This window comes from Streptomyces sp. NPDC041122 (genome assembly GCF_055592445.1).
In genome coordinates this window covers 132302-158092 of record NZ_JBVIYQ010000009.1, presented here as the reverse complement: position 1 = coordinate 158092, position 25791 = coordinate 132302, and the positions used below count along the sequence as shown (strand labels likewise).

Annotated in this window: 20 protein-coding genes and 1 pseudogene; 8 read left to right on the top strand and 13 right to left on the bottom strand. The window is 72.1% G+C overall.

Annotated features, from left to right (window positions below; genetic code table 11):
• Positions 1-94: 94 nt before the first annotated feature.
• Positions 95-838: pseudogene (locus tag ACZ6B8_RS29730) on the top strand (SDR family NAD(P)-dependent oxidoreductase); the annotation flags it as partial.
• 23 nt (positions 839-861) lie between these two features.
• On the opposite strand, the gene ACZ6B8_RS29725 reads toward ACZ6B8_RS29730, so the two are convergent.
• The 3 genes from ACZ6B8_RS29725 to ACZ6B8_RS29715 all read right to left on the bottom strand — a co-directional run bounded on the left by ACZ6B8_RS29725 (position 862) and on the right by ACZ6B8_RS29715 (position 2765).
• Entirely contained in the window at positions 862-1218 is a 357-nt protein-coding gene (locus ACZ6B8_RS29725) for a hypothetical protein (protein ID WP_471609226.1), read from the bottom strand.
• Positions 1219-1402: 184 nt separating this feature from the next.
• The gene (locus tag ACZ6B8_RS29720) at positions 1403-2515 is read right to left on the bottom strand and encodes a hypothetical protein (protein WP_471609225.1); all 1113 of its coding nucleotides are present in this window, start codon (positions 2513-2515) and stop codon (positions 1403-1405) included.
• A gap of 22 nt (positions 2516-2537) precedes the next feature.
• On the bottom strand, positions 2538-2765 hold the full coding sequence (locus ACZ6B8_RS29715) for a hypothetical protein (RefSeq protein WP_471609224.1): 228 nt from the start codon (positions 2763-2765) through the stop codon (positions 2538-2540).
• A 141-nt stretch (positions 2766-2906) separates the two neighbouring features.
• Between ACZ6B8_RS29715 and ACZ6B8_RS29710 the strand changes: the two genes are divergently transcribed.
• Entirely contained in the window at positions 2907-3725 is an 819-nt protein-coding gene (locus ACZ6B8_RS29710; protein WP_471075604.1) for a chitosanase, read from the top strand.
• A gap of 24 nt (positions 3726-3749) precedes the next feature.
• On the opposite strand, the gene ACZ6B8_RS29705 is transcribed toward ACZ6B8_RS29710, so the two are convergent.
• The 6 genes from ACZ6B8_RS29705 to ACZ6B8_RS29680 all read right to left on the bottom strand — a co-directional run bounded on the left by ACZ6B8_RS29705 (position 3750) and on the right by ACZ6B8_RS29680 (position 14304).
• Positions 3750-4580 (bottom strand): carbohydrate ABC transporter permease, encoded by an 831-nt coding sequence (locus ACZ6B8_RS29705; protein ID WP_471075601.1) that lies wholly within the window; start codon positions 4578-4580, stop codon positions 3750-3752.
• Positions 4577-5536 carry a carbohydrate ABC transporter permease gene (locus ACZ6B8_RS29700; RefSeq protein WP_471076492.1) on the bottom strand — a complete coding sequence of 320 codons (960 nt, stop codon included), beginning with the start codon at positions 5534-5536 and terminating at the stop codon, positions 4577-4579. The genes ACZ6B8_RS29705 and ACZ6B8_RS29700 overlap by 4 nt, the downstream gene beginning before the upstream one ends.
• 67 nt (positions 5537-5603) lie before the next feature.
• On the bottom strand, positions 5604-6869 hold the full coding sequence (locus ACZ6B8_RS29695; RefSeq protein WP_471609223.1) for a sugar ABC transporter substrate-binding protein: 1266 nt from the start codon (positions 6867-6869) through the stop codon (positions 5604-5606).
• A 366-nt stretch (positions 6870-7235) separates the two neighbouring features.
• Positions 7236-8696: a glutamate synthase subunit beta gene (locus ACZ6B8_RS29690; RefSeq protein ID WP_471075595.1), complete on the bottom strand. Its 1461-nt coding sequence runs from the start codon at positions 8694-8696 to the stop codon at positions 7236-7238.
• Entirely contained in the window at positions 8689-13206 is a 4518-nt protein-coding gene (gene gltB, locus ACZ6B8_RS29685) for a glutamate synthase large subunit (protein WP_471609364.1), read from the bottom strand. The genes ACZ6B8_RS29690 and gltB overlap by 8 nt, the downstream gene beginning before the upstream one ends.
• A gap of 366 nt (positions 13207-13572) precedes the next feature.
• The gene (locus ACZ6B8_RS29680) at positions 13573-14304 is read right to left on the bottom strand and encodes a VIT1/CCC1 transporter family protein (RefSeq protein WP_471075592.1); all 732 of its coding nucleotides are present in this window, start codon (positions 14302-14304) and stop codon (positions 13573-13575) included.
• Positions 14305-14570: 266 nt separating this feature from the next.
• Between ACZ6B8_RS29680 and ACZ6B8_RS29675 the strand changes: the two genes are divergently transcribed.
• The 6 genes from ACZ6B8_RS29675 to ACZ6B8_RS29650 are packed head-to-tail and all read left to right on the top strand — an operon-like array spanning position 14571 to position 21614.
• Positions 14571-15578, top strand: coding sequence for an ADP-ribosylglycohydrolase family protein (locus ACZ6B8_RS29675; protein WP_471609222.1), 1008 nt, complete (start codon positions 14571-14573; stop codon positions 15576-15578).
• Positions 15575-17032: an ADP-ribosylglycohydrolase family protein gene (locus ACZ6B8_RS29670; protein ID WP_471609221.1), complete on the top strand. Its 1458-nt coding sequence runs from the start codon at positions 15575-15577 to the stop codon at positions 17030-17032. The genes ACZ6B8_RS29675 and ACZ6B8_RS29670 overlap by 4 nt, the downstream gene beginning before the upstream one ends.
• Positions 16962-18176: an ADP-ribosylglycohydrolase family protein gene (locus tag ACZ6B8_RS29665; protein ID WP_471609220.1), complete on the top strand. Its 1215-nt coding sequence runs from the start codon at positions 16962-16964 to the stop codon at positions 18174-18176. The genes ACZ6B8_RS29670 and ACZ6B8_RS29665 overlap by 71 nt, the downstream gene beginning before the upstream one ends.
• Positions 18173-19567, top strand: coding sequence for an ADP-ribosylglycohydrolase family protein (locus ACZ6B8_RS29660; RefSeq protein ID WP_471609219.1), 1395 nt, complete (start codon positions 18173-18175; stop codon positions 19565-19567). Before ACZ6B8_RS29665 ends, ACZ6B8_RS29660 begins: the two co-directional genes overlap by 4 nt.
• On the top strand, positions 19564-20784 hold the full coding sequence (locus tag ACZ6B8_RS29655) for a CaiB/BaiF CoA transferase family protein (protein WP_471609218.1): 1221 nt from the start codon (positions 19564-19566) through the stop codon (positions 20782-20784). Before ACZ6B8_RS29660 ends, ACZ6B8_RS29655 begins: the two co-directional genes overlap by 4 nt.
• The gene (locus ACZ6B8_RS29650; RefSeq protein ID WP_471075577.1) at positions 20781-21614 is read left to right on the top strand and encodes an HpcH/HpaI aldolase/citrate lyase family protein; all 834 of its coding nucleotides are present in this window, start codon (positions 20781-20783) and stop codon (positions 21612-21614) included. Before ACZ6B8_RS29655 ends, ACZ6B8_RS29650 begins: the two co-directional genes overlap by 4 nt.
• 70 nt (positions 21615-21684) lie before the next feature.
• Here the strand turns inward: ACZ6B8_RS29650 and lgt are convergent, their stop codons facing one another.
• The 4 genes from lgt to trpB all read right to left on the bottom strand — a co-directional run bounded on the left by lgt (position 21685) and on the right by trpB (position 25701).
• Entirely contained in the window at positions 21685-22647 is a 963-nt protein-coding gene (lgt, locus tag ACZ6B8_RS29645; RefSeq protein WP_471075574.1) for a prolipoprotein diacylglyceryl transferase, read from the bottom strand.
• A 115-nt stretch (positions 22648-22762) separates the two neighbouring features.
• A complete protein-coding gene (locus tag ACZ6B8_RS29640) occupies positions 22763-23542 on the bottom strand; it encodes a DsbA family protein (protein WP_471609217.1) in 780 nt (259 codons plus the stop codon).
• A 63-nt stretch (positions 23543-23605) separates the two neighbouring features.
• Entirely contained in the window at positions 23606-24421 is an 816-nt protein-coding gene (gene trpA / locus ACZ6B8_RS29635) for a tryptophan synthase subunit alpha (RefSeq protein WP_471075568.1), read from the bottom strand.
• Complete coding sequence (trpB, locus tag ACZ6B8_RS29630) at positions 24418-25701, bottom strand: tryptophan synthase subunit beta (protein WP_471075565.1); 1284 nt, start codon at positions 25699-25701, stop codon at positions 24418-24420. The genes trpA and trpB overlap by 4 nt, the downstream gene beginning before the upstream one ends.
• Positions 25702-25791 lie beyond the last annotated feature (90 nt).

Below are 25791 nucleotides of genomic sequence, written 5' to 3'. Positions count from 1 at the left end.
CCTCTCCCTTCTCACCTCTCCATATGACTGCTAGACATATGCCGCCCCGTCACCGGGCGGTGGGCGGGCCGCCGACGCGTACTGGAGGCATGCCATGGGCTCCCGCGAGATCTCCTACGGCCTGGACGGCAGGACCGTCCTGATCACCGGCGCCGGCCGCGGCCAGGGCGCGGCGGAGGCGCGGCTCTTCGCCGCGGCCGGGGCGCGGGTCGTGGTCACCGATGTCCGCGAGGAGGAGGGCCGCGCGGTCGCCCGGTCCCTCGGGGACCAGGGGCTGTTCGTCCGTCACGACGTGACGGACGCGGCGGGCTGGGCCTCGGCCGTGGCGGGCGCCCTCGACGCCTTCGGGCGGCTGGACGCGCTGGTCAACAATGCCGCGCTGTGGCGTACGGCGTCCGTGGAGGACGAGACGTACGAGAACTTCGAGGCGCTGGTCCGGGTCAATCTGCTGGGGCCGTTCCTGGGCATCCAGGCGGTGCTGCCCGCGTTCAAGGAGGCGGGCGGCGGCTCGGTCGTGAACGTCTCGTCCACGGCGGGCCTCGTCGGCATCCCGGGCCACGCGGCGTACGGCTCGACGAAGTTCGGGCTGCGCGGCCTGACCCGCTCCGCCGCGCTCGATCTGGCGCACCACCGGGTGCGGGTCAACTCCGTGCATCCGGGGGCGATCGACACCCCGATGATCTCCGCGGCCTCCGCCGGACGGGACTGGTCGCACCTGCCGCTCGGCAGGATGGGCCGCCCGGAGGAGGTCGGCGAACTGGTGCTGTTCCTGGCGTCGGACGCCTCGTCCTACGTCACGGGGGCGGAGTTCACCGTGGACGGCGGATCGACGACGGGTGACCGGCCCGCGGGCCGTGGGCGTCAGTGGCGGTCGGTGAAGTACACCGAGCGGAGCTTGAGACGGTCGGTGGCGGGGCGGCCGTGCGGGCGCAGGGTCCAGGAGTCGCCGGTGCAGTCCGGCTCGGTGAAGACCATGACCCAGGTGTCGGTGTCGTTGTGCGGGGCGAAGGCGGGCTCGGAGGCGTCCGGGTCGGCGACCTCGGGGAGGGTGACGCAGCCGGGGCTCGACGGGTCGTGGAGGGTGGCCCGCCACGGCGAACCGTCGGGGCCCGCGAACTTGTACGAGAAATCGCCGGTCGCGGCGCTCGCGGAGGCGGGCAGGGCGACGACGAGGGTGAGCGCGCCGAGGGCGGCGGCGAGGGTGTGGCGCAGACGCATGGGGTCCTTCTCCGTCCTGCGCCGGGCAGGCGACGGCCCGGCGGGTGGGGTGGCCGGACCCGTCCGGGAGTCGACGGGTCCGGCAGGGCACTCCCCGGCCGACGGTCCTGCCATGCGCGGCGTCACCCGTGCGGGGGTTGCCGCATCGATCCTGCGTACGCCGGACGGGCTACCCGGCGCGGCGCTACCCCGGTTCCGGCCCGGCCTGCTCCTGGAACGCCGGCAGCGCGAAGATCCGCGTCTTCGCGTCGTCGTCCATCAACTCGACCAGCGGCATGACCAGTTCCCACAGGTCCTGCTTGTCGACCTCCAGGGCGAGCGCGTCCAGGTCGGCCTCCGGCAGCGCCCCCGCCGTCGCGGCGACGACCGTGCCGGACTCCGTCGGCAGCACCTCGACCAGCGGCAGGAACTCCGCCCACAGCCCGGTGACCACCACCGCGCGCACGACCCCGGCGAGCACGTCCGCGTCCCGCAGCGAGGGCAGTTCGGCCACCGAGCGGCGCTCCTCCTCGCCGAGCAGCGCGACCAGGGGCAGCAGGGACTCCCACAGGTCCTGCTCCGCGACCGTGGCGACCAGGGAGTCGAGCCGGTGCTGCGGCTGTCCGGCGGCGAGCGAGGCGATGCGGCGGCGCTGCTCCCCCGTCACCATGCCGGCGACGGCCAGCGCCTCGGGCCACAGGCCGTCCGCGGCCGCCGAGCCGATGACCGCGGCGAGCCGGTCGGGACCCATCAGCTCGATGATGTGGCCGAGCCGCTCGGGCTGGTCGATGGCGAAGCCCGTCCTCAGGACGGCGGCGTCGTCGACGGAGGGCAGGATGCGGCGCAGCGCGGCGTCGGGCAGTTGGCCGACGAAGCGGCCCATCGTGAGGTGGTCGCCGCGTTCGGCGAGGGTCACGGCGATGCGGACGACCAGGTCCTCGTCGAGGCGGTCGACGATGCCCTTGATGCGGCGCGGGTCGAGGTGGCCGCAGGACTCGGCGGTGAAGGACACCGGCAGTTTCTCGATGATGTCGGCGGCGCGGGCGGGTTCCAGCCGCCCCGCGACGGCGGCGGCCAGGCGCGGGCCGAGTGCCTTCTGCGAGATGGCGGCCGCGACCCCGGCCGGTACGAGCCTGGTGGCGGCCGCGATCCGGTCGAGCATGTCGGGCGCCCGGTCGAAGAGCGCCGTGACGCACTGACCGCGGAAGCGGCGTACGTCCTCGACGGGCAGGCCCCGCAGGAAGGCGAGCGTGTCCGGTTCGACGTCGAGCAGGTGGGCGATCTTGAGGGTCTCGGCCCTGCCGCGCAGCTTGTCCATGCTGACTCCTCGCTCCACTCTGCTATCGGAAGAGAATCCGGCGGACGGGGCCGCGTGCCAGTGCGGGCACGAGCCTCAGTGCCTCCTCGGCGGCTGTGTTCAGTCCCGCGGCGCGGCTCTCGCGCTGCCGCTCCAGGGCCTCGGTCAGCGTGGTGAGCTGATCGGGCGTCAACTGCCCGAAGGATTCCGGTGGTTGGTCGCGGAGCTCCGCGGCGAGTCGCTCGCGTCGCTCCGCTGTCTCGGTGTCCACGTCGCCTCCCTCGACCGGCCGCACGGCCGGGTCCGGGACCAGAGACTGGCGCTGAATTGACTTTTAGTCAATAGCGGGGGGGCGCCACCGGACGGGAGCCGCAAGACGCCCCGCAGGTCATGCCCACGTAACCTTGGCCGGATGAAACGCGCCGGTCGCCTGCTGCTCGCCGTGGTCCCGCTCGCGGCCACGGCCGCCTGCCTCGCGGGCGGCGCCCCGGACCCGGGTGACGCCACGAAGGGCGGGCGGGATGCCGGACTCGCCGCGCCCGCGAAGAAGGAGCTCGCGCAGCAGCTGGTGTCGAGCGCGGAGAACGCGACGCTGGACTGGCGCGGCCAGTACGGCTACGTCGAGGACATCGACGACGGCCGCGGCTACACCGCGGGCCTCATCGGCTTCTGCACCGGCACGCACGACCTGCTGACCCTCGTCGAGCGGTACACCGAGGCCCACCCGGACAACGGCCTCGCGCGCTATCTGCCCGCCCTGCGCGAGGTGGACGGCAGCGACTCGCACCAGGGCCTGGACCCCGGCTTCACGAAGGCCTGGAAGGCGGAGGCGGCGAAGCCCGCGTTCCGCGCGGCGCAGGACCGGGCGCGCGACCGCGGCTACTTCGACCCGGCGGTGCGCAGGGCCGAGCGCGACGGCCTCGGCACGCTCGGCCAGTTCATCTACTACGACGCGATGGTCATGCACGGCCCCGGCACCGGGCCCCGCTCCTTCCACGGCCTGCGCGAGGCGGCCGTGAAGCGGGCGGACCCGCCGTCCAGGGGCGGCGGGGAGAAGGCGTACCTCGACGCGTTCCTGGACGTCCGCCGCGCGGCGATGAAGCGGGAGCCGGCCCACCACGACACCTCGCGCGTGGACACGGCGCAGCGGACGTTCCTCGACGACGGCAATCTGGCCCTGAACACACCGCTGACCTGGAAGGTGTACGGGGAGACGTACAAGGTGCCGTGACCCCGCACACCCACAGGGCGGCCCTCAGCCCTTGACGGCGCCCGCCGCGAGGCCCGAGCCGAGCTTCCGGTGCACGATCACGAAGAAGATCATCACCGGCACGGTGACCAGCGTGGAGCTGGCCATGACCGGACCCCAGGCCGTCGAGTTCTCACCGAAGAACTGGTAGATGCCCACGGCGGCGGTGTACTTGTCGCTGCCCTTCATGAAGGTGTACGCGAAGACGAACTCGTTCCACGCCGTGATGAAGGCGAAGATCGAGGTCGCCACGAGCCCCGGCGCGACCAGCGGCAGCAGGACGGACCAGAACATCCGCGGCCAGGACGCCCCGTCGATGTAGGCGGCCTCCTCGACCTCCTTGGGGACGGTCGCGACGAAGCCGCGCAGCGTCCAGATCGCGAAGGGCAGCGAGAGCGCGATGTAGACGATGCTCAGACCCAGCAGCGAGTTGAGCAGGTCGTAGTCCCGCATCTGGATGAAGAGCGGGATGACCAGGGCCTCCAGCGGCACCATCTGCACGATCAGGATCATGATCAGCACGGAGGTGCGGAAGCGGAACTTGAACCGCGCCACCGCGATGGCCGCGAAGAGCGAGAGCAGCGCCGCCGCGACGATCGTGGCCAGGCCGACGAGCGCCGAGTTCAGCAGGTACGTGCCGAAGTTGCCCTTGTCGAAGACGAATGCGAAGTGTTCCAGGCTGAGACCGCTCGGCAGCAGATCCGAGCCGCGCAGTGCGGCCTTCGGGTCGAGCGCCGTGGAGATCATCCAGTAGACGGGGAAGAGCGTGAAGAGCAGGAGCCCGGCGACCGCGGCCGGCAGTCCGATGCGTGAGGCGAGCGTGGTGCGGCGGGTCACAGGTCCTCCTCCCCCTGCCGGAACAGCGTACGGATGTAGACGACGGTGATGATCAGGAGCAGCACGGTCAGCAGGACCGCGGCCGCCGCGCCCGTGCCGTAGTCGTTCTTGGCGAAGGCCTGGATGTAGGAGAAGACGCCGAGGTTGTAGACGTCCTCGTTGGAGCCGTCGCCGCCGGGTTGCAGATACACCTGGGTGAAGACCTTGAAGTCCCAGATGGTGGAGAGGATGGTCACCACGAGGAAGACCGGCTTGATCGTCGGCACGGTGATGTTCCAGAACCGCTGCCAGGCATTGGCGCCGTCCAACTCCCCCGCCTCGTACAGCTCCTTGGGGATCGTCATGAGTCCCGCGAGGACGGTGATGGCGACGAAGGGGAAGCCGTGGTGGACGACGTTGAGCGTGGCGATGGCGTAGAACGGGCCGCGTTCGGTGAACCAGTTGGTGGTCTCGGGGTCGATCAGGCCGATCGATCCCGCGATCTGGCTGGCCATGCCGTCCTGCGGCTGGAAGAGCCAGATCCAGACGTAGGTGCCGGTGACCGCCGGCATGGCCCACGCGGCCAGGATCGCGATGGAGCAGATCATCCGCCAGGTCGGGCCGAGGCGGTTGAGCAGCAGGGCCACCAGGGTGCCGAGCGCGACGGTGAGGCCGACGCAGGCGACGGCGAAGAAGACGGTGTTGGGCAGGACCGTCTTCCACAGCAGGCCGCTGGAGAGCAGATCGCCGTAGTGGTCGAAGCCGGTGTACGTGCCGACGCCGCCGCCGAACTTGACCTTGTAGTCCTGCAGGGAGAGCTTGCCGACCTGGATCAGCGGCCAGAGCAGCAGGCCCACCAGGACCACCAGGGCGGGGGCGAGGAGCAGCCAGGGGCGGGTGAGGGTGACGAGCTTCTTGCGGCGACGGGCCGCCTCGGCCGCGACGTCGGGCTGCCGGGGGCCGCGGGGAGCCGGGATCTTCGGCTCCCCGCTGACGAGCGTGTCTTTCACGGTAAGTCCTTCAAGTTGCGGAACTCGCCTTTTTCTACTCGTCCTTGGCGAAGATGGCGTCCATGTCCTTGGCCGCCTTGTCCGCCGCTTCCTTCACGGACGACTTGCCGGTGAGGATCGACTGGATCATGCCGGGGATGACCTTCGAGGCCTGGATCTCGCCGTACGACTTGGTCTTGGGGACCGTCGCGCCGGCCTCCAGCATCTGCTTGGCGAACGGCTCGACCAGCGGGTCCTTCTTCGCCTCGATCTTCTTCAGCTCGGAGTTCTGACCGGGGAAGTAGTTGGTCTGCTCGGCCCACTTGGCGGCGAACTCGCCGGTGGTCAGCATCTTCACGAACTCCCAGGCGAGGTCCTTCTTGTCCGTGTCGAAGGTGGACAGGTAGGAGCCGCCGAGGAAGGACTTGCTCATGCCGCCGTTCTCGCCCGGGATCGGCACGGCGCCGAGCTTGCCCTTGAGGTCGGGGTTGTTGTCGACGATCGCCTTCGGGGTCCAGTTGCCGCCGATGGCCATGGCGATCTCGCCCTTGTTCCAGGCGTCGCCGACCTCCTTCTCCGTCCAGGTGTTGACCTTGGCCGGGGAGACCTTGTCCTTGGTGGCGAGGCCCGTGTAGTACTCGATGCCCTTGATGGCCTCGGGCGAGTTGACGCCCGACTTCCACTTGCCGCCGGACTCGGTGGCGAGCTCACCGCCCGCACCCCAGATGAAGGGGGTCGCGAACATCTCCGCGCCGCCCGCCACCGGGAAGGAGACCATCTTCGGCTCCTTCTCCTTCAGCGTCTTGGCGGTCGCCTCGAGCTCCTTCCAGGTGGTCGGGGGCTTGAGGTCGTGCTTCTCGAAGATGTCCTTGCGGTAGACGATCGAGCGGACGCCCGCGTACCAGGGCATGCCGTACTGCTTGCCGTCGAGCGTGCCCGCGTCCTTGAGGCCCTCGACCAGGTCGTTGCCGAGGCCCGCGTCCTTGACCTTGTCGGTGACGTCGACGAGCGCGTCGGTCTCGGCGAACTGCGGCACCCAGGTGGTGCCGACCTCGGCCACGTCGGGCACCTGGTCCGCGCCGCCCTCGATGGCGGTGGTGAACTTCTTCTGGGCGGTGGCCCACTGCTGGTACTCGACGTGGATCTTGGCGCCGGTCTTCTTCTCGAAGGCCTTCCCGGCCTCCTTGAAGAACGGGCGCGCGTCGGGGTTGGTCCCCTCCATGATCCATACGGTGAGGGTCTTGCCCTTGCCGTCGGTGGCCTTGCCGCCCTCGTCGCCGTCATCCCCACCGCACGCCGTGGCGGTCAGTCCGAGACTCATGGCGATACAACCAGCGGCGATGACACGTCGATTCATGCCGGCCCCCTCCAGGTTCCGATTGGTGGGAGCGATTGTGGTCACACCTGGCCGAGGCGGTCTAGACCCATTGGTATAAGCGGCCGAACCGTAATGAGGGTTGCGGGTGACGCAACATACGCTCATAGCATTGCGCCCCATGCAACGCATCCGTTGCACGGGGCGCGCCGGAGAGGGCCGGTCGACGGGGTGGTCGGGCGGGCCGGGCGGGGGCCGCCGCGGACAACACGACGCCCGCCCAGGTCCGGTCGGGGACGAGGCGGGCGTCGCTCAGTTCCGTACGCCGTTGTACGGGACGTATGAGGGGTCGTACGGCCGGAACCGTACGGGTCAGACCGTCAGGGAGCGGTCCGTGGGGCGGATCGGCGCGGGAAGGTCACTCGCACCGGTGAGGAAGTTGTCCACGCCGCGCGCCGCGGAGCGGCCCTCGGCGATCGCCCAGACGATGAGCGACTGGCCGCGGCCGGCGTCGCCGGCGACGAAGACACCGGGGACGTTCGTCTGGAACTCGCCGTCGCGCGCGACGTTGCCGCGCTCGTCGAGCTCCAGGGCGAACTGGTCCACGAGGCCGTTCTCCCGGTCGGTGCCGGTGAAGCCCATCGCGAGGGTGACGAGCTGGGCGGGGATCTTCCGCTCGGTGCCCGGCTTCGGGGTGAGCTTGCCCTCGATGAACTCGACCTCGACGAGGTGCAGGAACTGGACGTTGCCGTCCTCGTCGCCCTCGAAGTGGGTCGTGTTGACGGCGTAGACCCGCTCGCCGCCCTCCTCGTGCGCGGAGGTGACCTTGTACAGCATCGGGAAGGTCGGCCACGGCTGGTGCGGCGCGCGGTCCTCGCCCGGCTTCGGCATGATCTCCAGCTGGGTGACGGAGGCCGCGCCCTGACGGTGGGCGGTGCCCACGCAGTCGGCGCCGGTGTCGCCGCCGCCGATCACGACGACATGCTTGCCCTCGGCGGAGACGGGCGTGGTGACGTAGTCGCCCTCCTGGACCTTGTTGGCCAGCGGGAGGTACTCCATCGCCTGGTAGATGCCCTTGAGCTCACGGCCGGGGACGGGCAGGTCGCGGGCGGTGGTGGCGCCGGCGGCGATGACCACCGCGTCGTAGCGCCGGCGCAGCTTCGCCGCGTCGATGTCGCGGCCGATCTCCACGCCGGTGCGGAACTTGGTGCCCTCCGCGCGCATCTGCTCGATGCGGCGGTTGATGTGCCGCTTCTCCATCTTGAACTCGGGGATGCCGTAGCGCAGCAGGCCGCCGATGCGGTCCGCGCGCTCGTACACGGCGACCGTGTGGCCGGCCCGGGTCAGCTGCTGGGCGGCGGCGAGGCCGGCCGGTCCCGAGCCGATGACGGCGACGGTCTTGCCGGAGAGCCGCTCGGGGGCCTGGGGCGCGACGTCGCCGCGGTCCCAGGCCTGGTCGATGATCGAGACCTCGACGTTCTTGATGGTGACGGGCGGCTGGTTGATGCCGAGCACGCACGCCGACTCGCACGGCGCCGGGCAGAGCCGGCCGGTGAACTCCGGGAAGTTGTTGGTGGCGTGCAGGCGCTCCTGCGCGGCCGACCAGTCCTCGCGGTAGGCGTAGTCGTTCCACTCCGGGATCAGGTTCCCGAGCGGACAGCCGTTGTGGCAGAACGGGATGCCGCAGTCCATGCAGCGCGAGGCCTGCTTGGAGATGATCGGGAGGAGCGAACCGGGGACGTAGACCTCGTTCCAGTCCTGGACGCGCTCACCGACCGGGCGGGTCTGCGCGACCTCGCGGCCGTGGTTCAGAAAGCCCTTGGGATCAGCCATTGGTCGCCGCCTCCATCATCTTCTCGGTGATCTCGGTCTCGGAGAGACCGGCTCGCTCGGCGGCGTCCTTGGCGGCGAGCACTGCCTTGTAGGTGCTGGGGATGATCCTGCTGAAGCGCTCCACGGCGGTGTCCCACTCGGCGAGCAGCTTCTCGGCGACGGTGGAGCCCGTCTCCTCCTGGTGGCGGCGCACGACGTCGTGCAGCCACTGCTTGTCGGCGTCGTCCAGGGGCTCGACGGCCGACAGGTTCCCGGCGTTGACGTTGTCGCGGTCCAAGTCGATCACGTACGCGATGCCGCCGGACATGCCGGCCGCGAAGTTGCGGCCCGTCTCGCCGAGGACCACCGCGTGGCCGCCGGTCATGTACTCGCAGCCGTGGTCGCCCACGCCCTCGGAGACCACCGTGGCACCGGAGTTGCGCACGCAGAAGCGCTCGCCGGTGCGGCCGCGCAGGAACAGCTCGCCGCCGGTCGCGCCGTAGGCGATGGTGTTGCCCGCGATCGTGGAGTACTCGGCGAGGTGGTCGGCGCCGCGGTCCGGGCGGACCACGATGCGGCCGCCGGAGAGGCCCTTGCCGACGTAGTCGTTGGCGTCGCCCTCCAGGCGCAGCGTCACGCCGCGCGGCACGAAGGCGCCGAAGGACTGGCCCGCCGAGCCGGTGAAGGTGATGTCGATGGTGTCGTCGGGCAGACCGGCGCCGCCGAACTTCTTCGTCACCTCGTGGCCGAGCATGGTGCCGACCGTGCGGTTGATGTTGCGGATGGCGACCTGGGCGCGCACCGGGTGCGCGTCGGTGGCGCTGGACGCGGCGAGCGCGTCGCCGGCGAGCTTGATCAGCTCGTTGTCGAGCGCCTTCTCCAGGCCGTGGTCCTGGACCGCGACCTGGTGGCGGACGGCGCCCGCGGGCAGGGACGGAACGTGGAACAGCGGCTCCAGGTCCAGGCCCTGCGCCTTCCAGTGGCTGACGGCCTTCTCGGTGTCGAGGAGCTCGGCGTGGCCGACGGCCTCCTCGATGGAGCGGAAGCCCAGCTCGGCGAGGAGTTCGCGGACCTCCTCGGCGATGAACTCGAAGAAGTTCACCACGTACTCGGCCTTGCCGGAGAAGCGCTCGCGCAGCGCCGGGTTCTGCGTGGCGATGCCGACCGGGCAGGTGTCGAGGTGGCAGACGCGCATCATGACGCAGCCGGAGACGACGAGCGGCGCGGTCGCGAAACCGAACTCCTCGGCGCCGAGCAGCGCGGCGATGATGACGTCGCGGCCGGTCTTCAGCTGGCCGTCGGTCTGCACGACGATGCGGTCGCGCAGGCCGTTGAGCAGCAGCGTCTGCTGGGTCTCGGCGAGGCCGAGCTCCCAGGGGCCGCCCGCGTGCTTGAGCGAGGTGAGCGGGGAGGCGCCGGTGCCGCCGTCGTGGCCGGAGATGAGGACGACGTCCGCGTGGGCCTTGGAGACACCCGCGGCGACCGTGCCGACACCGACCTCGGAGACCAGCTTCACGTGGATCCGCGCCCGCGGGTTCGCGTTCTTCAGGTCGTGGATCAGCTGGGCGAGGTCCTCGATGGAGTAGATGTCGTGGTGCGGCGGGGGCGAGATCAGGCCGACGCCGGGCGTCGAGTGACGCGTCTTGGCGACCCACGGGTAGACCTTGTGGCCGGGCAGCTGGCCGCCCTCGCCGGGCTTGGCGCCCTGCGCCATCTTGATCTGGATGTCGTCGGCGTTGACGAGGTACTCGCTGGTCACACCGAAGCGGCCGGAGGCGACCTGCTTGATGGCCGAGCGGCGCGCCGGGTCGTAGAGGCGCTCGGGGTCCTCGCCGCCCTCACCGGTGTTGGACTTGCCGCCCAGCTGGTTCATGGCGATGGCGAGGGTCTCGTGCGCCTCGCGGGAGATCGAGCCGTACGACATGGCGCCGGTGGAGAACCGCTTGACGATCTCGGAGGCGGGCTCGACCTCGTCGACGGAGATCGAGGGGCGGTCGCTCTTGAAGCCGAAGAGGCCGCGCAGCGTCATGAGCCGCTCGGACTGCTCGTTCACGCGGCCGGTGTACTGCTTGAAGATGTCGTAGCGGCGGCTGCGCGTGGAGTGCTGGAGGCGGAAGACCGTGTCGGGGTCGAACAGGTGCGGCTCGCCCTCGCGGCGCCACTGGTACTCGCCGCCTATGTCGAGCGCGCGGTGCGCGGAGGGGATGCCGGATGCCGGGTAGGCCTTGGCGTGCCGGGCGGCGACCTCCTGGGCGATGACGTCGAGTCCGGCGCCGCCGATCTTCGTCGTCGTACCGCTGAAGTACCGGTCCACGAAGGCCTCTTCGAGACCGACGGCCTCGAAGACCTGGGCGCCGCGGTAGGAGGCGACGGTGGAGATGCCCATCTTGGACATGACCTTCAGGACGCCCTTGCCGAGGGCGTGGATGAGGTTGCGGATGGCCTGCTCGGCCTCGATGCCGGGCAGGAAGGTGCCCGCGCGGACGAGGTCCTCGACGGACTCCATCGCGAGGTAGGGGTTGACGGCCGCGGCGCCGTAGCCGATGAGGAGGGCCACGTGGTGGACCTCGCGCACGTCGCCCGCCTCGACCAGCAGGCCCACCTGGGTGCGCTGCTTGGTGCGGATGAGGTGGTGGTGGACGGCCGCGGTGAGCAGCAGCGAGGGGATCGGCGCGTGCTCGGCGTCGGAGTGCCGGTCGGAGAGCACGATCAGGCGGGCGCCGGCCTCGATGGCGGCGTCGGCCTCGGCGCAGATCTCGTCGATGCGGGCGGCCAGCGCGGCGCCGCCGTCGCCGACCCGGTAGAGGCCGGAGAGCGTCGCGGCCTTCATGCCGGGCATGTCGCCGTCGGCGTTGATGTGGATGAGCTTGGCCAGCTCGTCGTTGTCGATCACCGGGAAGGGCAGCGTGACGCTGCGACAGGACGCGGCGGTCGGCTCCAGGAGGTTGCCCTGCGGGCCCAGCGAGCTGTGCAGCGAGGTGACGAGCTCCTCGCGGATGGCGTCCAGCGGCGGGTTGGTGACCTGCGCGAACAGCTGCGTGAAGTAGTCGAAGATCAGCCGCGGGCGCTCGGAGAGGGCGGCGATCGGGGTGTCCGTGCCCATCGACCCGAGCGGCTCGCCGCCGGTCTTGGCCATCGGCGCGAGGATGATGCGGAGCTCTTCCTCGGTGTAGCCGAAGGTCTGCTGGCGGCGCGTGACGGAGGCGTGCGTGTGCACGATGTGCTCGCGCTCGGGCAGGTCGGAGAGCTCGATCTCGCCGGCCTCCAGCCACTCCTGGTACGGCTTCTCGGCGGCGAGGCCGGCCTTGATCTCGTCGTCCTCGACGATGCGGTGCTCGGCGGTGTCGACGAGGAACATCCGGCCCGGCTGCAGGCGGCCCTTGCGGACGACCTTGGCGGGGTCGATGTCGAGGACGCCGACCTCGGAGCCGAGGACGACGAGGCCGTCGTCGGTGACCCAGTAGCGGCCGGGCCGCAGACCGTTGCGGTCGAGGACCGCGCCGACCTGGGTGCCGTCGGTGAAGGTGACGCAGGCCGGGCCGTCCCAGGGCTCCATCATCGTGGAGTGGTACTGGTAGAAGGCGCGCCGGGCCGGCTCCATGGAGGCGTGGTTCTCCCAGGCCTCCGGGATCATCATCAGCACGGAGTGCGGCAGCGAACGGCCGCCGAGGTGCAGGAGCTCCAGGACCTCGTCGAAGGAGGCGGAGTCGGAGGCGTCCGGGGTGCAGATCGGGAAGACCCGGTCGAGCTTCTCCGCGCCGAAGAGGTCGGAGGCGAGCTGCGACTCGCGGGCACGCATCCAGTTGCGGTTGCCCTTGACCGTGTTGATCTCGCCGTTGTGCGCGACGAAGCGGTACGGGTGCGCGAGCGGCCAGCTCGGGAACGTGTTCGTCGAGAAGCGCGAGTGGACGAGCGCGACGGCCGTGGCGAAGCGGCGGTCGGACAGGTCGGGGAAGAAGGGCTCCAGCTGGCCGGTGGTCAGCATGCCCTTGTAGACGATCGTGCGGGAGGAGAGCGAGGGGAAGTATGTCCCGGCCTCGCGCTCGGCGCGCTTGCGCAGCAGGAAGGCCTTGCGGTCCAGCTCCAGGCCCTCGGTGTCGCCGTCGGCGACGAAGATCTGCCGGAAGACGGGCATGGTCGCGCGGGCGGTGACGCCGAGCAGCTCGGGGGCGACGGGCACCTCGCGCCAGCCGAGGACCGTCAGGCCCTCCTCGGAGGCGATCGTCTCGATCTGCGAGACGGCGACGTCCGTGGTGCCGGCGGTGTCGACCGGCAGGAAGGCGATGCCGACGGCGTAGGCCCCGGCGGCCGGCAGTTCGAATCCGGCCACCTCGCGCAGGAAGGCGTCGGGGACCTGGAGCAGGATGCCCGCACCGTCACCCGAGTCCGGCTCGGAGCCGGTGGCGCCGCGGTGCTCGAGGTTGCGCAGTACGGTCAGCGCCTGTTCGACCAGTTCATGGCTGGCCACACCGGTGAGGGTGGCCACGAACCCGACACCGCAGGCGTCGTGTTCGTTGCGGGGGTCGTACATCCCCTGGGGGGCGGGGCGACCGTCCATGGGCGACCAGGCGTGGGTACGCATCGGCACTCCCGTCGTCGTCGAGGCAAGAACAAAAAGCAAGGGACGACGTTGGCCCTGGCGAAATTTCGTGCAGGTTACATGATGGAACGCTTCTCGAAAAGCGGATAGTTCATTCCACCATGTGGACACCGCTCGCTGAGGCGGGAGCGGTTCGGAGAGGGCCCTTGCGGACAGATCCGTGGCCGTGGGCCCTGAGCGGCAAAGCGACACGGGCCTCATTGCCCGCAGCGCTTACGGCTCATGCCCCGTGATCACGGGTTCGAAACCGCCAGGTAACGGCTACTTATGCAAGGTCTCGCATATGACTGCAGCGGCTCATCCTACGGCCGTATCGAACAGACTGCCCAGGGCGTACGTCACACCGGCCGCCGCGCCACCCAGCGCGAGCTGCCGCAGACCGCTGAACCACCAGGAGCGCGCGGTCACCTTCGCCACCACCGCACCGCAGGCGAAGAGGCCGATCAGCGCGAGCAGCAGGGCGGGCCACAGCACGGTGGCGCCCAGCAGATACGGCAGCACCGGCAGCAGGGCGCCGAGGGCGAACGAACCGAAGGACGACACGGCGGCGACGGTCGGCGAGGGCAGGTCGCCCGGGTCGATGCCGAGCTCCTCGCGGGCGTGGATCTCCAGCGCCTGCTCGGGGTCCTTGGAGAGCTGCCGGGCGACCTCGCGGGCCAGCTCGGGCTCGACGCCGCGCGAGGCGTACAGCTCGGCGAGCTCGCGCTCCTCGTCTGCGGGGTGCTTGCGCAACTCGCGGCGCTCGACGTCCAGTTCCGCCTCGACGAGCTCGCGCTGCGAGGCCACGGAGGTGTACTCGCCCGCCGCCATGGAGAAGGCGCCGGCGGCGAGGCCCGCCAGGCCGGTGATGACGATGGTCTCGCGCGAGACGGCGCCGCCCGCCACACCGGTCATCAGAGCCAGGTTGGAGACAAGGCCGTCCATCGCCCCGAAGACCGCGGGTCGCAGCCAGCCGCCGTTCACGTCGCGGTGGGTGTGGTTGTCGCGGTGCGCCTCGTGCAGCGTCGCTTCGGTCTCGATGATCGCCATGGTGAGCCCCCTCGTGCGTGGTCGGACGATCTCGAAAGTACGCGCGAAAAAAATCTGCCGCCAGCAAGGAAGGCCGTACTTACCTGCGAAAACGCGCCGCGCGCGGGGCGCCGGCCGACGACTCGGAGCACCCCGTCGAAGTGGGCGAAGGGGTGATCTGAGCCCCTTCATGCTCTTCTGAGCGCCCCGCGTGGCAGGGATGCACCAAGCACCGCATCCAGCGGTCCGCACACTTCCGCGCCCCGCGCGCACAAGGGAGGCACGGCATGGCGTCCACCGCATGCGTTCCCTCGGTCCCGGTCCCCGGCGACGCCGACGACCTCCGCGAGCGGGCGCGCGGCGCGCTCCTCGGCCTCGCGGTCGGCGACGCGCTCGGCGCTCCCGCCGAGAACATGAAACCGTCCGAGATCCGCCGCCGTTGGGGCCGCATCACGGGGTACGTGGCCGAGAACCCGGCCGGCACCGACGACACCGAGTACGCGATCTTCTCCGGGCTGCTGCTCGCCCGGCACGGCTCCGCGCTGACGGTCGCGCACGTCGAGACGGCCTGGCACGAGTGGATCGCCGACCTCGACGAGGGCCCGTTCCGTGGTGCGGGCTTCAGCGAGCGCGGCACCCTGGAGAACCTGCGCCGGGGTCTCGCCGCCCCCATCTCCGCCCAGCACCGGCACGCGTGGAGCGACGGCCTGGCGATGCGGGCCGCCCCGTTCGGGGTCTTCGCAGCCGGCCGGCCGGACGAGGCGGCCCGCCTGGTCGCCGTCGACGGCTCCGTCAGCCACGACGGCGAGGGCATCTACGGCGGCCGGGCGGTGGCCGCGGGCGTCGCGGCGGCGATGGCGGGGGCGCGGGTGGACGCCGTGGTGACGGCGGCCCTCTCCGTCATCCCGGACGACTGCTGGACGGCCCGCTCCCTGCGGCGCGCGGTTGCGGTCGCGCACGACGGCGAACGGGCGGTCCGCTCCGCGGTGGTCATCGGCGGCTACCCCTGGACGGACCTCGCGCCGGAGGCGGTGGGCCTGGCGTTCGGCGCGTACGCGGTGGCGCGCGGGGACTTTCGCTGCGCGGTGCTCACGGCGGTGAACATGGGGCGGGACGCGGATACGACGGCGGCGGTGGCCGGGGCGTTGTCCGGCGCCACGTGTGGCGTCTCGGCGATTCCCCCGCCCTGGTCGGCGGTGATCGGACCGGCACGGGGCAGTTGCCTGCCCTCCATGCGGGGGCACCACGTCCTTGACGTGGCCGACCTCCTGACGCCCGCGGGGGAGGACACGTGACCCCCGACGAGGCGTCCCCCCGCCCCGCGTCGCCCCCCGGCACCTCCGCCGCAGCCGCCACGTCCAGGGCCCCCAGCCCTGCCGCGTCCAGCACCCCCAGCCCCGCCGCTTCGCGGCGGAGCACTCCCACCCACCCACCCGTTCACCCCGCACCGCCCAGCACCGCAGGTACCGCTGCCCCTGCCCCCGTCCCCACCCTGGGCAGCCACCCTTCCCCGGCGGCCCCCGCTACGGGTCAGGGTTCCCCCGCCGAAGGACTCCTCCTGGGGCTCGCCGCGGGCGACGCCGCCGGGTGGCCCGCCGCCCGGCACCGAGCGGCCCGCATGCCCGAGTGGACCCGACGCCTCACCCGCGAACTCGACACCTTCGCCGAGCAGAACGCCACCACCACCCTCCCCGTCCCCATCGCCCTGAACCAGCCCCCCGAACCCCTGCGCCTCGGCCCCTCCGACGACGCCGAATGGGCCGCGTTCACCGCCGAGTCCCTGCTCCGCGCAGCGGACGGCACCCTGGAGCCGCACCTGTCCGCGGACCGCCGCGTCCGCGCCGCCCTGGACCTCGCCTGGAACACCCTCGCCGCCGAGATCGCCGCCGCCGCGGCCCGCGCCCCCGAGGTCGAGTCCGCCGTCCTCCCCCTGCGCGCCCGCATCTCCGTACGCGCGGGCCTCGGCAACCTCGCCACCGGCCTGCGCCCGCCCGCCACCGGCCACGACAACCCGCACTACTTCGACGACGCGGCCTGCGTACGCGCCTGCGTCCTGGCCCTCGTCCACCCCGGCGACCCCCGACTGGCCGCCGACCTGGCCGAGTTCGACGCCCGCTACACCCAGGACGGCGACGGCACGCACGGCGCCCGCGCGATGGCCGCGGCGATCGCCGTCGCCCTCGCCGACCCCGACGTCGACACCGCGGTGGACGCCGCCCTCGACCAGCTCCCCGAGCACACGGAGATCGGCAGGAACGCCCGGCACGCCGTGAAGATGGCCCGCGCCCAGGCGGACGACGGCGCCTTCGCCCTCGTACCGCTCCTGGAGCACCAGATCGTCGACCACGTCTACAGCTACGGCATCGCCGCCGCCGAGACCGTCCCGGTCGCCCTCGCCCTGACCACCGCGGCCCGCGGCCGCATCGCCGATGCGGTGCCGGCCGCCGCGTGCCTCTCGCGCGTCGCCGACTCCGCGCCCGCGCTCGCCGGCGCCCTCACCGGCGTCCTCGGTACCGCGGCCGCGATCCCCGAGGCCTGGCGCGAGGCCTGCCGCACCCTCTCCGGCTGCGCGCTCCCCCGCCTCGCCGGCACCGACCTGGTGGAACTCGCCCGACATCTGGCGGACACGGAGCCCCCGGCCCGCACCGAACCGACCACACCGGAGGGACGACACCGACATGACGACGACAGCACCCGGAACCCCGAACACGTCCACGACACCCGCGGCCCGGCCCGCTCCCCCCACTGACCCGCCCCTCGCCGACCGCATCACCGGCAGCCTCGTCGGCGCCGCCGTCGGCGACGCGCTCGGCGGACCCGTCGAGGGATACGCGCCCGAGCAGATCGCCGAGCGCCACGGCGGCCGCGTCCACGGCATCGTCGGCCCCTGGAACGGCGACCGCTGGCGCACCGCCCGCCCCATCGCCCCGTACCACAAGGGCGACGGGCACGTCACCGACGACACCTTGATGACCCACGCCCTGATCCGCGTGTACGCCACCGTCCGCGACCACCTCGACGCCTACGCCGTGGCCGACCACCTCGTACCCGACCTGATGACGAACCCGCGCTGGATCCCGGAGCTGGAGGCCGAGGCGCTTGTCCTGCACCGGATCTTCCTGGCCGAGAAGTGGCTCGTCGCCCGCCTCCACTACGGCCACGTCGACCCGCGCGAGGCGGGCACCGGCAACATCGTCAACTGCGGCGCCGCGATGTACATGGCGCCGGTCGGCCTGGTCAACGCGGCCCACCCGTACGGCGCTTACACCGAGGCCCTCGACATCGCGGGCGCCCACCAGTCCTCGTACGGGCGCGAGGCCGCGGCCGTCTTCGCCGCGGCGGTGGCGTCGGCCTGCACGCCCGGCGCGACCCCCACCTCCGTGATCGACGCCTGTCTCGCCCTGGCGAAGGACGGCACACGCGCCGCGATCGAGGCGGTGGCCGAAGTCGCCGCGAAGCACACCGAGTTCGAGGCGGCGCTGGCTCCCGTCCGGGCCGCCGTCGCCCCCTTCGACACGGTCGGCCCCGACTACCGCTCCCCCTCCCTCGGTGCCCGCCGCCCGTCCCGTCTGCACACCATCGAGGAGCTGCCCGTCGCCCTCGGCATGCTGCTGGTGGGCGCGGGCGACTACCGCCGCACGGTGCTCGGTTCGGTCAACTACGGGCGTGACTGCGACTCCATCGCCACGATGAGCGGCGCGCTCGTGGGCGCCCTGCGCGGCGCGGCGGCGGTGCCCGCCGAGTGGGCCGGGCAGGTCGCCGAGGCCTCCCGCCTCGACCTGCACGGCCCGGCGACGGAGCTCGCCTCGGTGGCCGAGGAGGTCTTCGCCCGTGACGTGCGCCGCCGCCGGGCGCACGAGTCCGCGTTCGCGTCGCTGACGGCCGCGCGATGATCCGGCTCACCTGGGTCCAGCCGGAGGACCTGATCGGCCACGAACTCCGCCAGGCGGAGCAGGAGGGCCGCTGCGTCACCTCGGTGCGCGCCCGCTGGCTCGCGGCGGGCGGCCATCCGGCGCCGCCCACCGCGGGCGCCTCCCCGGGCCCCGTCCCGGCCCGACTGCGCGCCCTGGCCGAGCAGTTGCTCGACGAGCTGACGCCCCCGCCGGCCCCGCAGGGTGTAGTGGCGCGCGGCGACCTGGGGCCGCGCCGTCCGTACCGGGTGGCCGGCCTGCGCCACCGGCTGCACGCCGCCTGGCTGGGCCGGGCCGCGGGCTGCCTGCTGGGCAAGCCCGTCGAGAAGCTCCCGCTGGACGGTATCCGCCGGCTCGCCGACGCCACCGGCAACTGGCCGCTGACCACCTGGTTCACCGAGCGCGGCGTCCCGCCCGAGCTCCGGGACGCGTACCCCTGGAACCGGCGCTCCGCCGCCACCTCCCTCGCCGAGAACATCGACGGGATGCCCGAGGACGACGACCTCAACTACCCGCTCCTGAACCTGCTTCTGCTGCGGCGGCACGGAAAGTCCTTCACCACCGCGGACGTGGCGCGGCTCTGGCTCGACGAACTCCCCGCGGGCCGCACCTTCACCGCCGAACGCGTCGCCTACCGCAATCTCCTGCACGGGCTCGAACCCCCGCACACCGCCACCCGCCACAACCCCTTCCGCGAGTGGATCGGCGCCCTCATCCGCGCCGACGTGCACGGCTGGACCAACCCCGGTGCGCCCGGCGCGGCCGCCGAGCAGGCCCGCCGCGACGCCACCCTGACCCACACGGACAACGGCGTGTACGGCGCGATGTTCGTGGCCGCCACCATCGCCGAGGCGGCGGCCGGGGACGTGGACGTCCATCACTGCCTGCGCGCCGGACTCGCCGCCGTACCGGCCGACTGCCGGATCGCCGACGCCGTCCGCCTCGGCATTCAACTGGCGTCGTCCACACCCGAGTTCGACGACGTCGTGGACCACCTCCACGCGACGTACGCCACCCACCACTGGGTGCACGTCGTCCCCAACGCCGCCCTCGTCGCCGCCGCCCTCACCCACGCCGACGGCGACTTCACGGGCTCCATCACGCGCGCCGTCTCCGGCGGCTGGGACACCGACTCCAACGGCGCGACGGCGGGCTCGGTGGCGGGACTCCTCGCCGGCCACCCCGACCGGCTCCCCGAACAGTGGACGGCGCCGCTGAAGAACCGGCTCGCCACATCCGTCGGCGACTTCAACGGCATCGGCTTCGACACGCTCGCGGAGATCACCACCGACCTGGCCACCACCGCCCCGGCCACCGCCACCGCCACCGCCACCGCCACCGCCACCGCCACCCGGGAGGCGTACCACCCATGACCGATGCCACACACACCGCGAAGGACGCCGGGACGGCCCCCCTCACCGGCATCCGCGTCCTCGACCTCGCCACGCTCTTCGCGGGCCCCCTCGCCGCCACGATGCTCGGCGACTTCGGCGCGGAGGTCATCAAGGTCGAGCACCCCACGCGCCCCGACCCCTCCCGCGGCCACGGCCCGTCGAAGGACGGCGTCGGCCTGTGGTGGAAGCTGCTCGGCCGCAACAAGCGCACGATGACCTGCGACCTGTCGGCCCCGGGCGGCCGCAACACCCTGCTGCGCCTGGCCGCGACCGCCGACGTGATCGTGGAGAACTTCCGCCCCGGCACCCTGGAGAAATGGGACCTCGGCTGGCCGGAGCTGAGCGCGGTCAACCCTCGGCTGGTGCTGGCCCGCGTCACCGGCTTCGGCCAGTTCGGGCCGTACTCCCGCCGCCCCGGCTTCGGCACGCTCGCCGAGGCGATGAGCGGTTTCGCCGCGGTCACCGGCGAGCCGGACGGCCCCCCGACGCTGCCGCCGTTCGGCCTCGCCGACTCCATCGCGGGCCTGGCGACGGCGTACGCGGTGATGACGGCGCTCGCGGCCCGTGACCGCACGGGCGAGGGCCAGGTGGTGGACATGGCGATCATCGAGCCGATCCTCACGGTCCTCGGCCCCCAGCCGCTCTGGTACGACCAGCTGGGCCACGTTCAGCCGCGCACCGGCAACCGCTCCACCAACAACGCGCCCCGCAACACCTACCGCACGGCGGACGGCAAGTGGGTCGCCGTCTCCACCTCGGCCCAGTCCATCGCGGAACGCGTGATGCACCTGGTGGGCCGCCCCGAATTGATCTCCGAGCCGTGGTTCGCGACGGGCGCGGACCGCGCGGCGCACGCGGACGTCCTCGACGGCGCGGTCGGCGCCTGGATCGCCCGGCACTCCCGGGACGAGGTCGTCGAGGCCTTCGAGAAGGCGGAGGCCGCGGTCGCCCCCGTCCAGGACGTCACCGACGTCATGACCGACCCCCAGTACGCCGCCCTGAACACCCTCACCACGGTCGACGACCCGGAACTCGGCCCGCTGCGCATGCAGAACGTCCTCTTCCGGCTCTCCGCGACCCCGGGCGCGATCCACTGGGCGGGCCGCCCGCACGGCGCCGACACCGACGCCGTCCTGACCGAACTCGGCCTGACCGAACGGGAGATCACCACCCTGCGCGAGGAGGGCGCCCTGTGACCGCTCACTCCCCCCTGACCTGGCTGTACGTCCCCGGGGACCGGCCCGAGGTGGTCGCCAAGGCCCTGCACGCGGGCGCCGACGCGGTGATCGTCGACCTGGAGGACGCGGTCGCCCCCGACCGCAAGGAGTACGCGCGGGCCGCGACCGCCGAGCTCCTCACCGACCCCCAGCCGCTCCCCGTCCACGTCCGCGTGAACGCCCTGGACGGCCCGCTGGCCGAGGCCGACCTGCGGGCCGTCGCCGCGCTGGCGGGCGTGGCGGGCCTGCGCCTGCCCAAGGTCACCTCGCGCGCGGAGATCGTCCGCGTCGCCGACCGGGCGGCCCCCTCCGGCGGCGGCGCCCCCGCCCTGCACGCCCTCCTGGAGTCGGCGCTCGGCCTGGAGCACGCCTTCGCCATCGCCACCGCGCACCCGGCGCTGCACGGCATCTCCCTCGGCGAGGCCGACCTCCGCGCCGACCTCGGGGTGCGCGAGGACGCGGGCCTGGACTGGGCTCGCTCCCGCGTGGTGGTCGCCGCGCGCGCCGCGGGCCTGGCCCCGCCCGCCCAGTCGGTCCATCCGGACATCCGCGACCTGGACGGCCTCGCCGCCTCCTGCGCCCGGGGCCGTGCCCTCGGTTTCCTCGGCCGCGCGGCGATCCACCCGCGCCAGCTGCCGGTGATCGAGCGGGCCTATCTGCCCACCGCCCAGGAGATCGAGACGGCGGAGGAGATCACCAAGGCGGCCGCGACGGACGAGGGCGCGCTGGCCCTGCCGGACGGCCGCTTCGTGGACGCGGCGGTGGTGGAGGGCGCGCGGCGGATCCTGGCGCTGGCACGCAGGAGGTGACGGCGCGGGCCGTACGCACGAGAGGCCCCGGATCACAGGATCCGGGGCCTCTCGACGTACGACCGACGTCTCAGCTCTTGTCGGCGGACTTGGCCTCGCTCTTGCCCGCGCTCTTCGCCTCGCTCTTCGCCTCACCGTCGGCGCCGGGCTTCGCGGGCGCCGCGGAGGCACCCTCACCGTCAGCGTCACCGTCGCCGGAGGGATCCGCATCCGCGTCCGCGCCCGGCTCCACGATCTCCTCGCGGCCGGGGCGGGTCTTCGCGGACAGCACCAGGTAGACGACCGCGAGGAGGAACACCACGATGGCGGTCCACACGTTCAGCCGCAGACCGAGCACGTGGTGCGCGTCGTCGACCCGCATGTACTCGATCCAGCCGCGCCCGGCGCAGTACGAGGCGACGTACAGCGCGAACGCCCGGCCGTGGCCCAGCTTGAAGCGGCGGTCGGCCCAGATGACCAGGGCGGCGACGCCGATGCACCACAGCGACTCGTACAGGAAGGTGGGGTGGTAGGTGCCGGGGACCCGGCCGTCCTCCGCCGACGTGATCTTCAGTGCCCAGGGCAGGTCCGTGGGCTTGCCGTACAGCTCCTGGTTGAACCAGTTGCCCCAGCGGCCGATGGCCTGCGCGAGGGCGATGCCGGGGGCCAGCGCGTCGGCCCAGGCGGGCAGCGGGATGCCGCGGCGGCGGCAGCCGATCCACGCGCCGACCGCGCCGAGCGCGATCGCTCCCCAGATGCCGAGGCCGCCCTCCCAGATCTTGAAGGCGTCCACCCAGTCACGGCCGTCGCTGAAGTACAGCTGGTAGTCCGTGATCACGTGGTAGAGGCGCCCGCCCACGAGGCCGAACGGCACGGCCCACACGGCGATGTCGGCCACGGTGCCCGCACGGCCCCCGCGGTCGATCCACCGCTTGTTGCCGAGCCAGACGGCCACGAAGACGCCGATGATGATGCAGAACGCATAGCCGCGCAACGGGATGGGTCCGAGTTCGACCACACCGCGCGACGGACTGGGAATGAAGGCAAGGTCCATGACGCGTCCGACGCTACCGTGCCGGGCCTCGGGGGCGGCAACCGGTCCGGCTACGTATCCATAACAGGAACGCCGCCTCGCCTCCGGATGCCGCCCCCGCCGCCCCGCCCGGGCGTCAGCTCCGGTTCGCCTCTTCCACCATCTTCTTCAGCTTCTGGGGCGTCAGCGGGTTGCTCTGGTCGCCGAAGATGTCCTTGCCGTCGAGGCGCACGGTGGGCGTGCCCTGCAACTTGGCGTCCTGGAACGCCTGGTTGGACTTCTGCACCCAGCTGTCGTGCTTGCCGTCCTCGACGCACTTCCTGAAGGTGGCGGTGTCGAGGCCGTCGACCTGCCCGGCGAGCTCGATCAACTTGTCGTTCTTGCTGAACGCGTCGTCCGTCTCCGCGGGCTGGTTCTTGTAGAGCACGTCGTGGTACGGCGGGAACTTGCCGGCGTCCTGGGCGCAGGCCGCGGCGTTCGCCGCGCGCAGCGAGCCGCTGCCGCGGAGGTTCCTGTCGATGAGGGTGGCCAGGTGGTACTCGACCTTGAGCTGCCCCTTGTCGGTGAGCTCGTGGATCGTCGAGCGGAAGCCGTCCTCGAATCCCTTGCAGGCCGGGCAGCGGAAGTCCTCCCACACGGTGAGGGTCGACTTGGCGTCGTCCTTGCCGGCCGGCAGGGCCAGCCGGTCCTTGCCGGTCGCCCCCTTCGGGACGGCCAACGGGCCCGCCGAGTCGCTCTTGTCGTCACCCGAGCCCGCGGCGAGCAGCCCCACCACGGCGGCCAGGCCAAGGACCCCGACCACGGCGGCCCCGACGATCAGCGCACGGCGCTGCTTGTCGCGGGCCTTCTGCCGCTCTCGCTCTTCCGCCAGCCGCACGCGGGCCGATCGCTTTTCCTCACGGTTCTTCTCGCTCACACCCCGCCAACGAACCGGGGAGGCACGAGCGTGCCTCCCCGGTCCCATATCCACCCGTACGGGTTACGACGTCCCGCGTACGCCGTTCGCGAGGTCACCGGCGAGGGCGCGCACGGCGGCCAGGCCCGCGGCCTCGTCCGCCGCGTCGAGCATCCGCTGCACGAACGCGGAGCCGACGATCACGCCGTCGGCGAAGCCCGCGACCTCGGCGGCCTGGCGGGCGTTGGAGACGCCGAGGCCGACGCAGACCGGCAGGTCGGTGGTGGCCTTGGTACGCCGCACCAGGTCCTGGGCCTGCTCGCCGACGGACGCGCGGGTGCCCGTGACGCCCATCAGGGACGCCGCGTAGACGAAGCCGGAGCCCGCCGCGGTGATGGTGGCGAGCCGCTCGTCCTTGCTGCTCGGCGCGACCACGAAGATCGTCGCCAGGTCGTGCTTGTCGGCGTGCTCCCTCCAGAGCGCGGACTCCTGGACGGGCAGGTCGGGCAGGATGCAGCCCGCGCCGCCCGCCTCGGCGAGCTCGGCGGTGAACCGCTCCACGCCGTAGCGGTCGACCGGGTTCCAGTACGTCATGACGAGCACCGGCTTGCCGGTCGCCTCGTACGCCTCACGGACCGTGCGCATCACGTCGGCGATCTTGAGCCCCGCCTTGAGCGCGATGTCGTCGGCGGTCTGGATGACGGGGCCGTCGAGGACCGGGTCGGAGTGCGGGAGGCCGACCTCGACCACGTCCGCGCCGCCGTCGAAGACCGCCTTGACGGCCGCGATGCCGCCGTCGACGGTGGGGAATCCCGCGGGCAGGTAGGCGATGAGGGCGGCGCGGCCCTCGGCCCGGGCGCCGGCGAGCGTCTCGTCCAACAGCCTGATGTTGCCGCTCACTTGGCGTCCCCCTCGATCTCCGCGGTGGCCGCGGCGTCCGCCTCGACGGCGGCGTCGGTGTCGTACAGGCCGAAGTAGCGGGCGGCCGTGTCCATGTCCTTGTCGCCGCGCCCGGAGAGGTTGACGACGATCAGGCCGTCCTTGCCGAGCTCCTTGCCGACGTCGAGCGCGCCGGCCAGCGCGTGGGCGCTCTCGATGGCCGGGATGATGCCCTCGGTGCGCGACAGCAGGCGCAGCGCCTGCATCGCGGCGTCGTCGGTGACCGCGCGGTACTCGCCGCGGCCGCTGTCCTTGAGGTAGGCGTGCTCGGGGCCGATGCCGGGGTAGTCGAGTCCGGCCGAGATCGAGTAGGGCTCGGTGATCTGGCCCTCCTCGTCCTGGAGCACGTAACTGCGGGAGCCGTGCAGGATGCCGGGCTCGCCCGCGGTCAGCGTGGCCGCGTGCTCGCCGGTCTCCACGCCGTGTCCGGCGGGCTCGCAGCCGATGAGACGGACACCGGCGTCCGGGATGAAGGCGTGGAAGAGGCCGATGGCGTTGGAGCCACCGCCGACGCAGGCCACGGCGGCGTCGGGCAGCCGTCCCGCGCGCTCCAGGATCTGCCGCCGGGCCTCGACGCCGATGACCCGGTGGAAGTCGCGGACCATGGCCGGGAAGGGGTGCGGTCCCGCGACAGTGCCGAAGAGGTAGTGCGTGCGGTCCACGTTGGCGACCCAGTCGCGGAACGCCTCGTTGATGGCGTCCTTCAGGGTGCGGCTGCCGGACTTCACGGCGATGACCTCGGCGCCGAGCATGCGCATCCGGGCCACGTTCAGGGCCTGGCGCTCGGTGTCGATCTCGCCCATGTAGATGGTGCATTCGAGGCCGAAGAGCGCGCACGCGGTGGCGGTGGCGACGCCGTGCTGGCCCGCGCCGGTCTCGGCGATGACCCGGGTCTTGCCCATCCGCTTGGTGAGCAGGGCCTGGCCGAGCACGTTGTTGATCTTGTGCGAGCCGGTGTGGTTGAGATCCTCGCGCTTGAGGAACACCCGGGCGCCGCCCGCGTGTTCGGCGAAACGGGGCACCTCGGTGAGACTGCTGGGGCGGCCGGTGTAGTTGACCAGGAGGTCGTCGAGCTCGCGGGCGAACTCGGGGTCGTTCTTGGCCTTGTCGTACTCGACGGCGACCTCGTCCACGGCGGCGACGAGGGCCTCCGGGATGAACGTGCCGCCGAACGCGCCGAAGTACCCTTCGGCGCTGGGGACTCGACCCTCGGGGTCGGGGATGAAGTACTCGCTGGGCATGCGCGGTCCTCGCGTTGGCGTTGACGTTGACGTTTGACGTACATACGCCCTGGCGCCGTGGCTGGTCACGGTGGAGTCGCGACCGCGGCC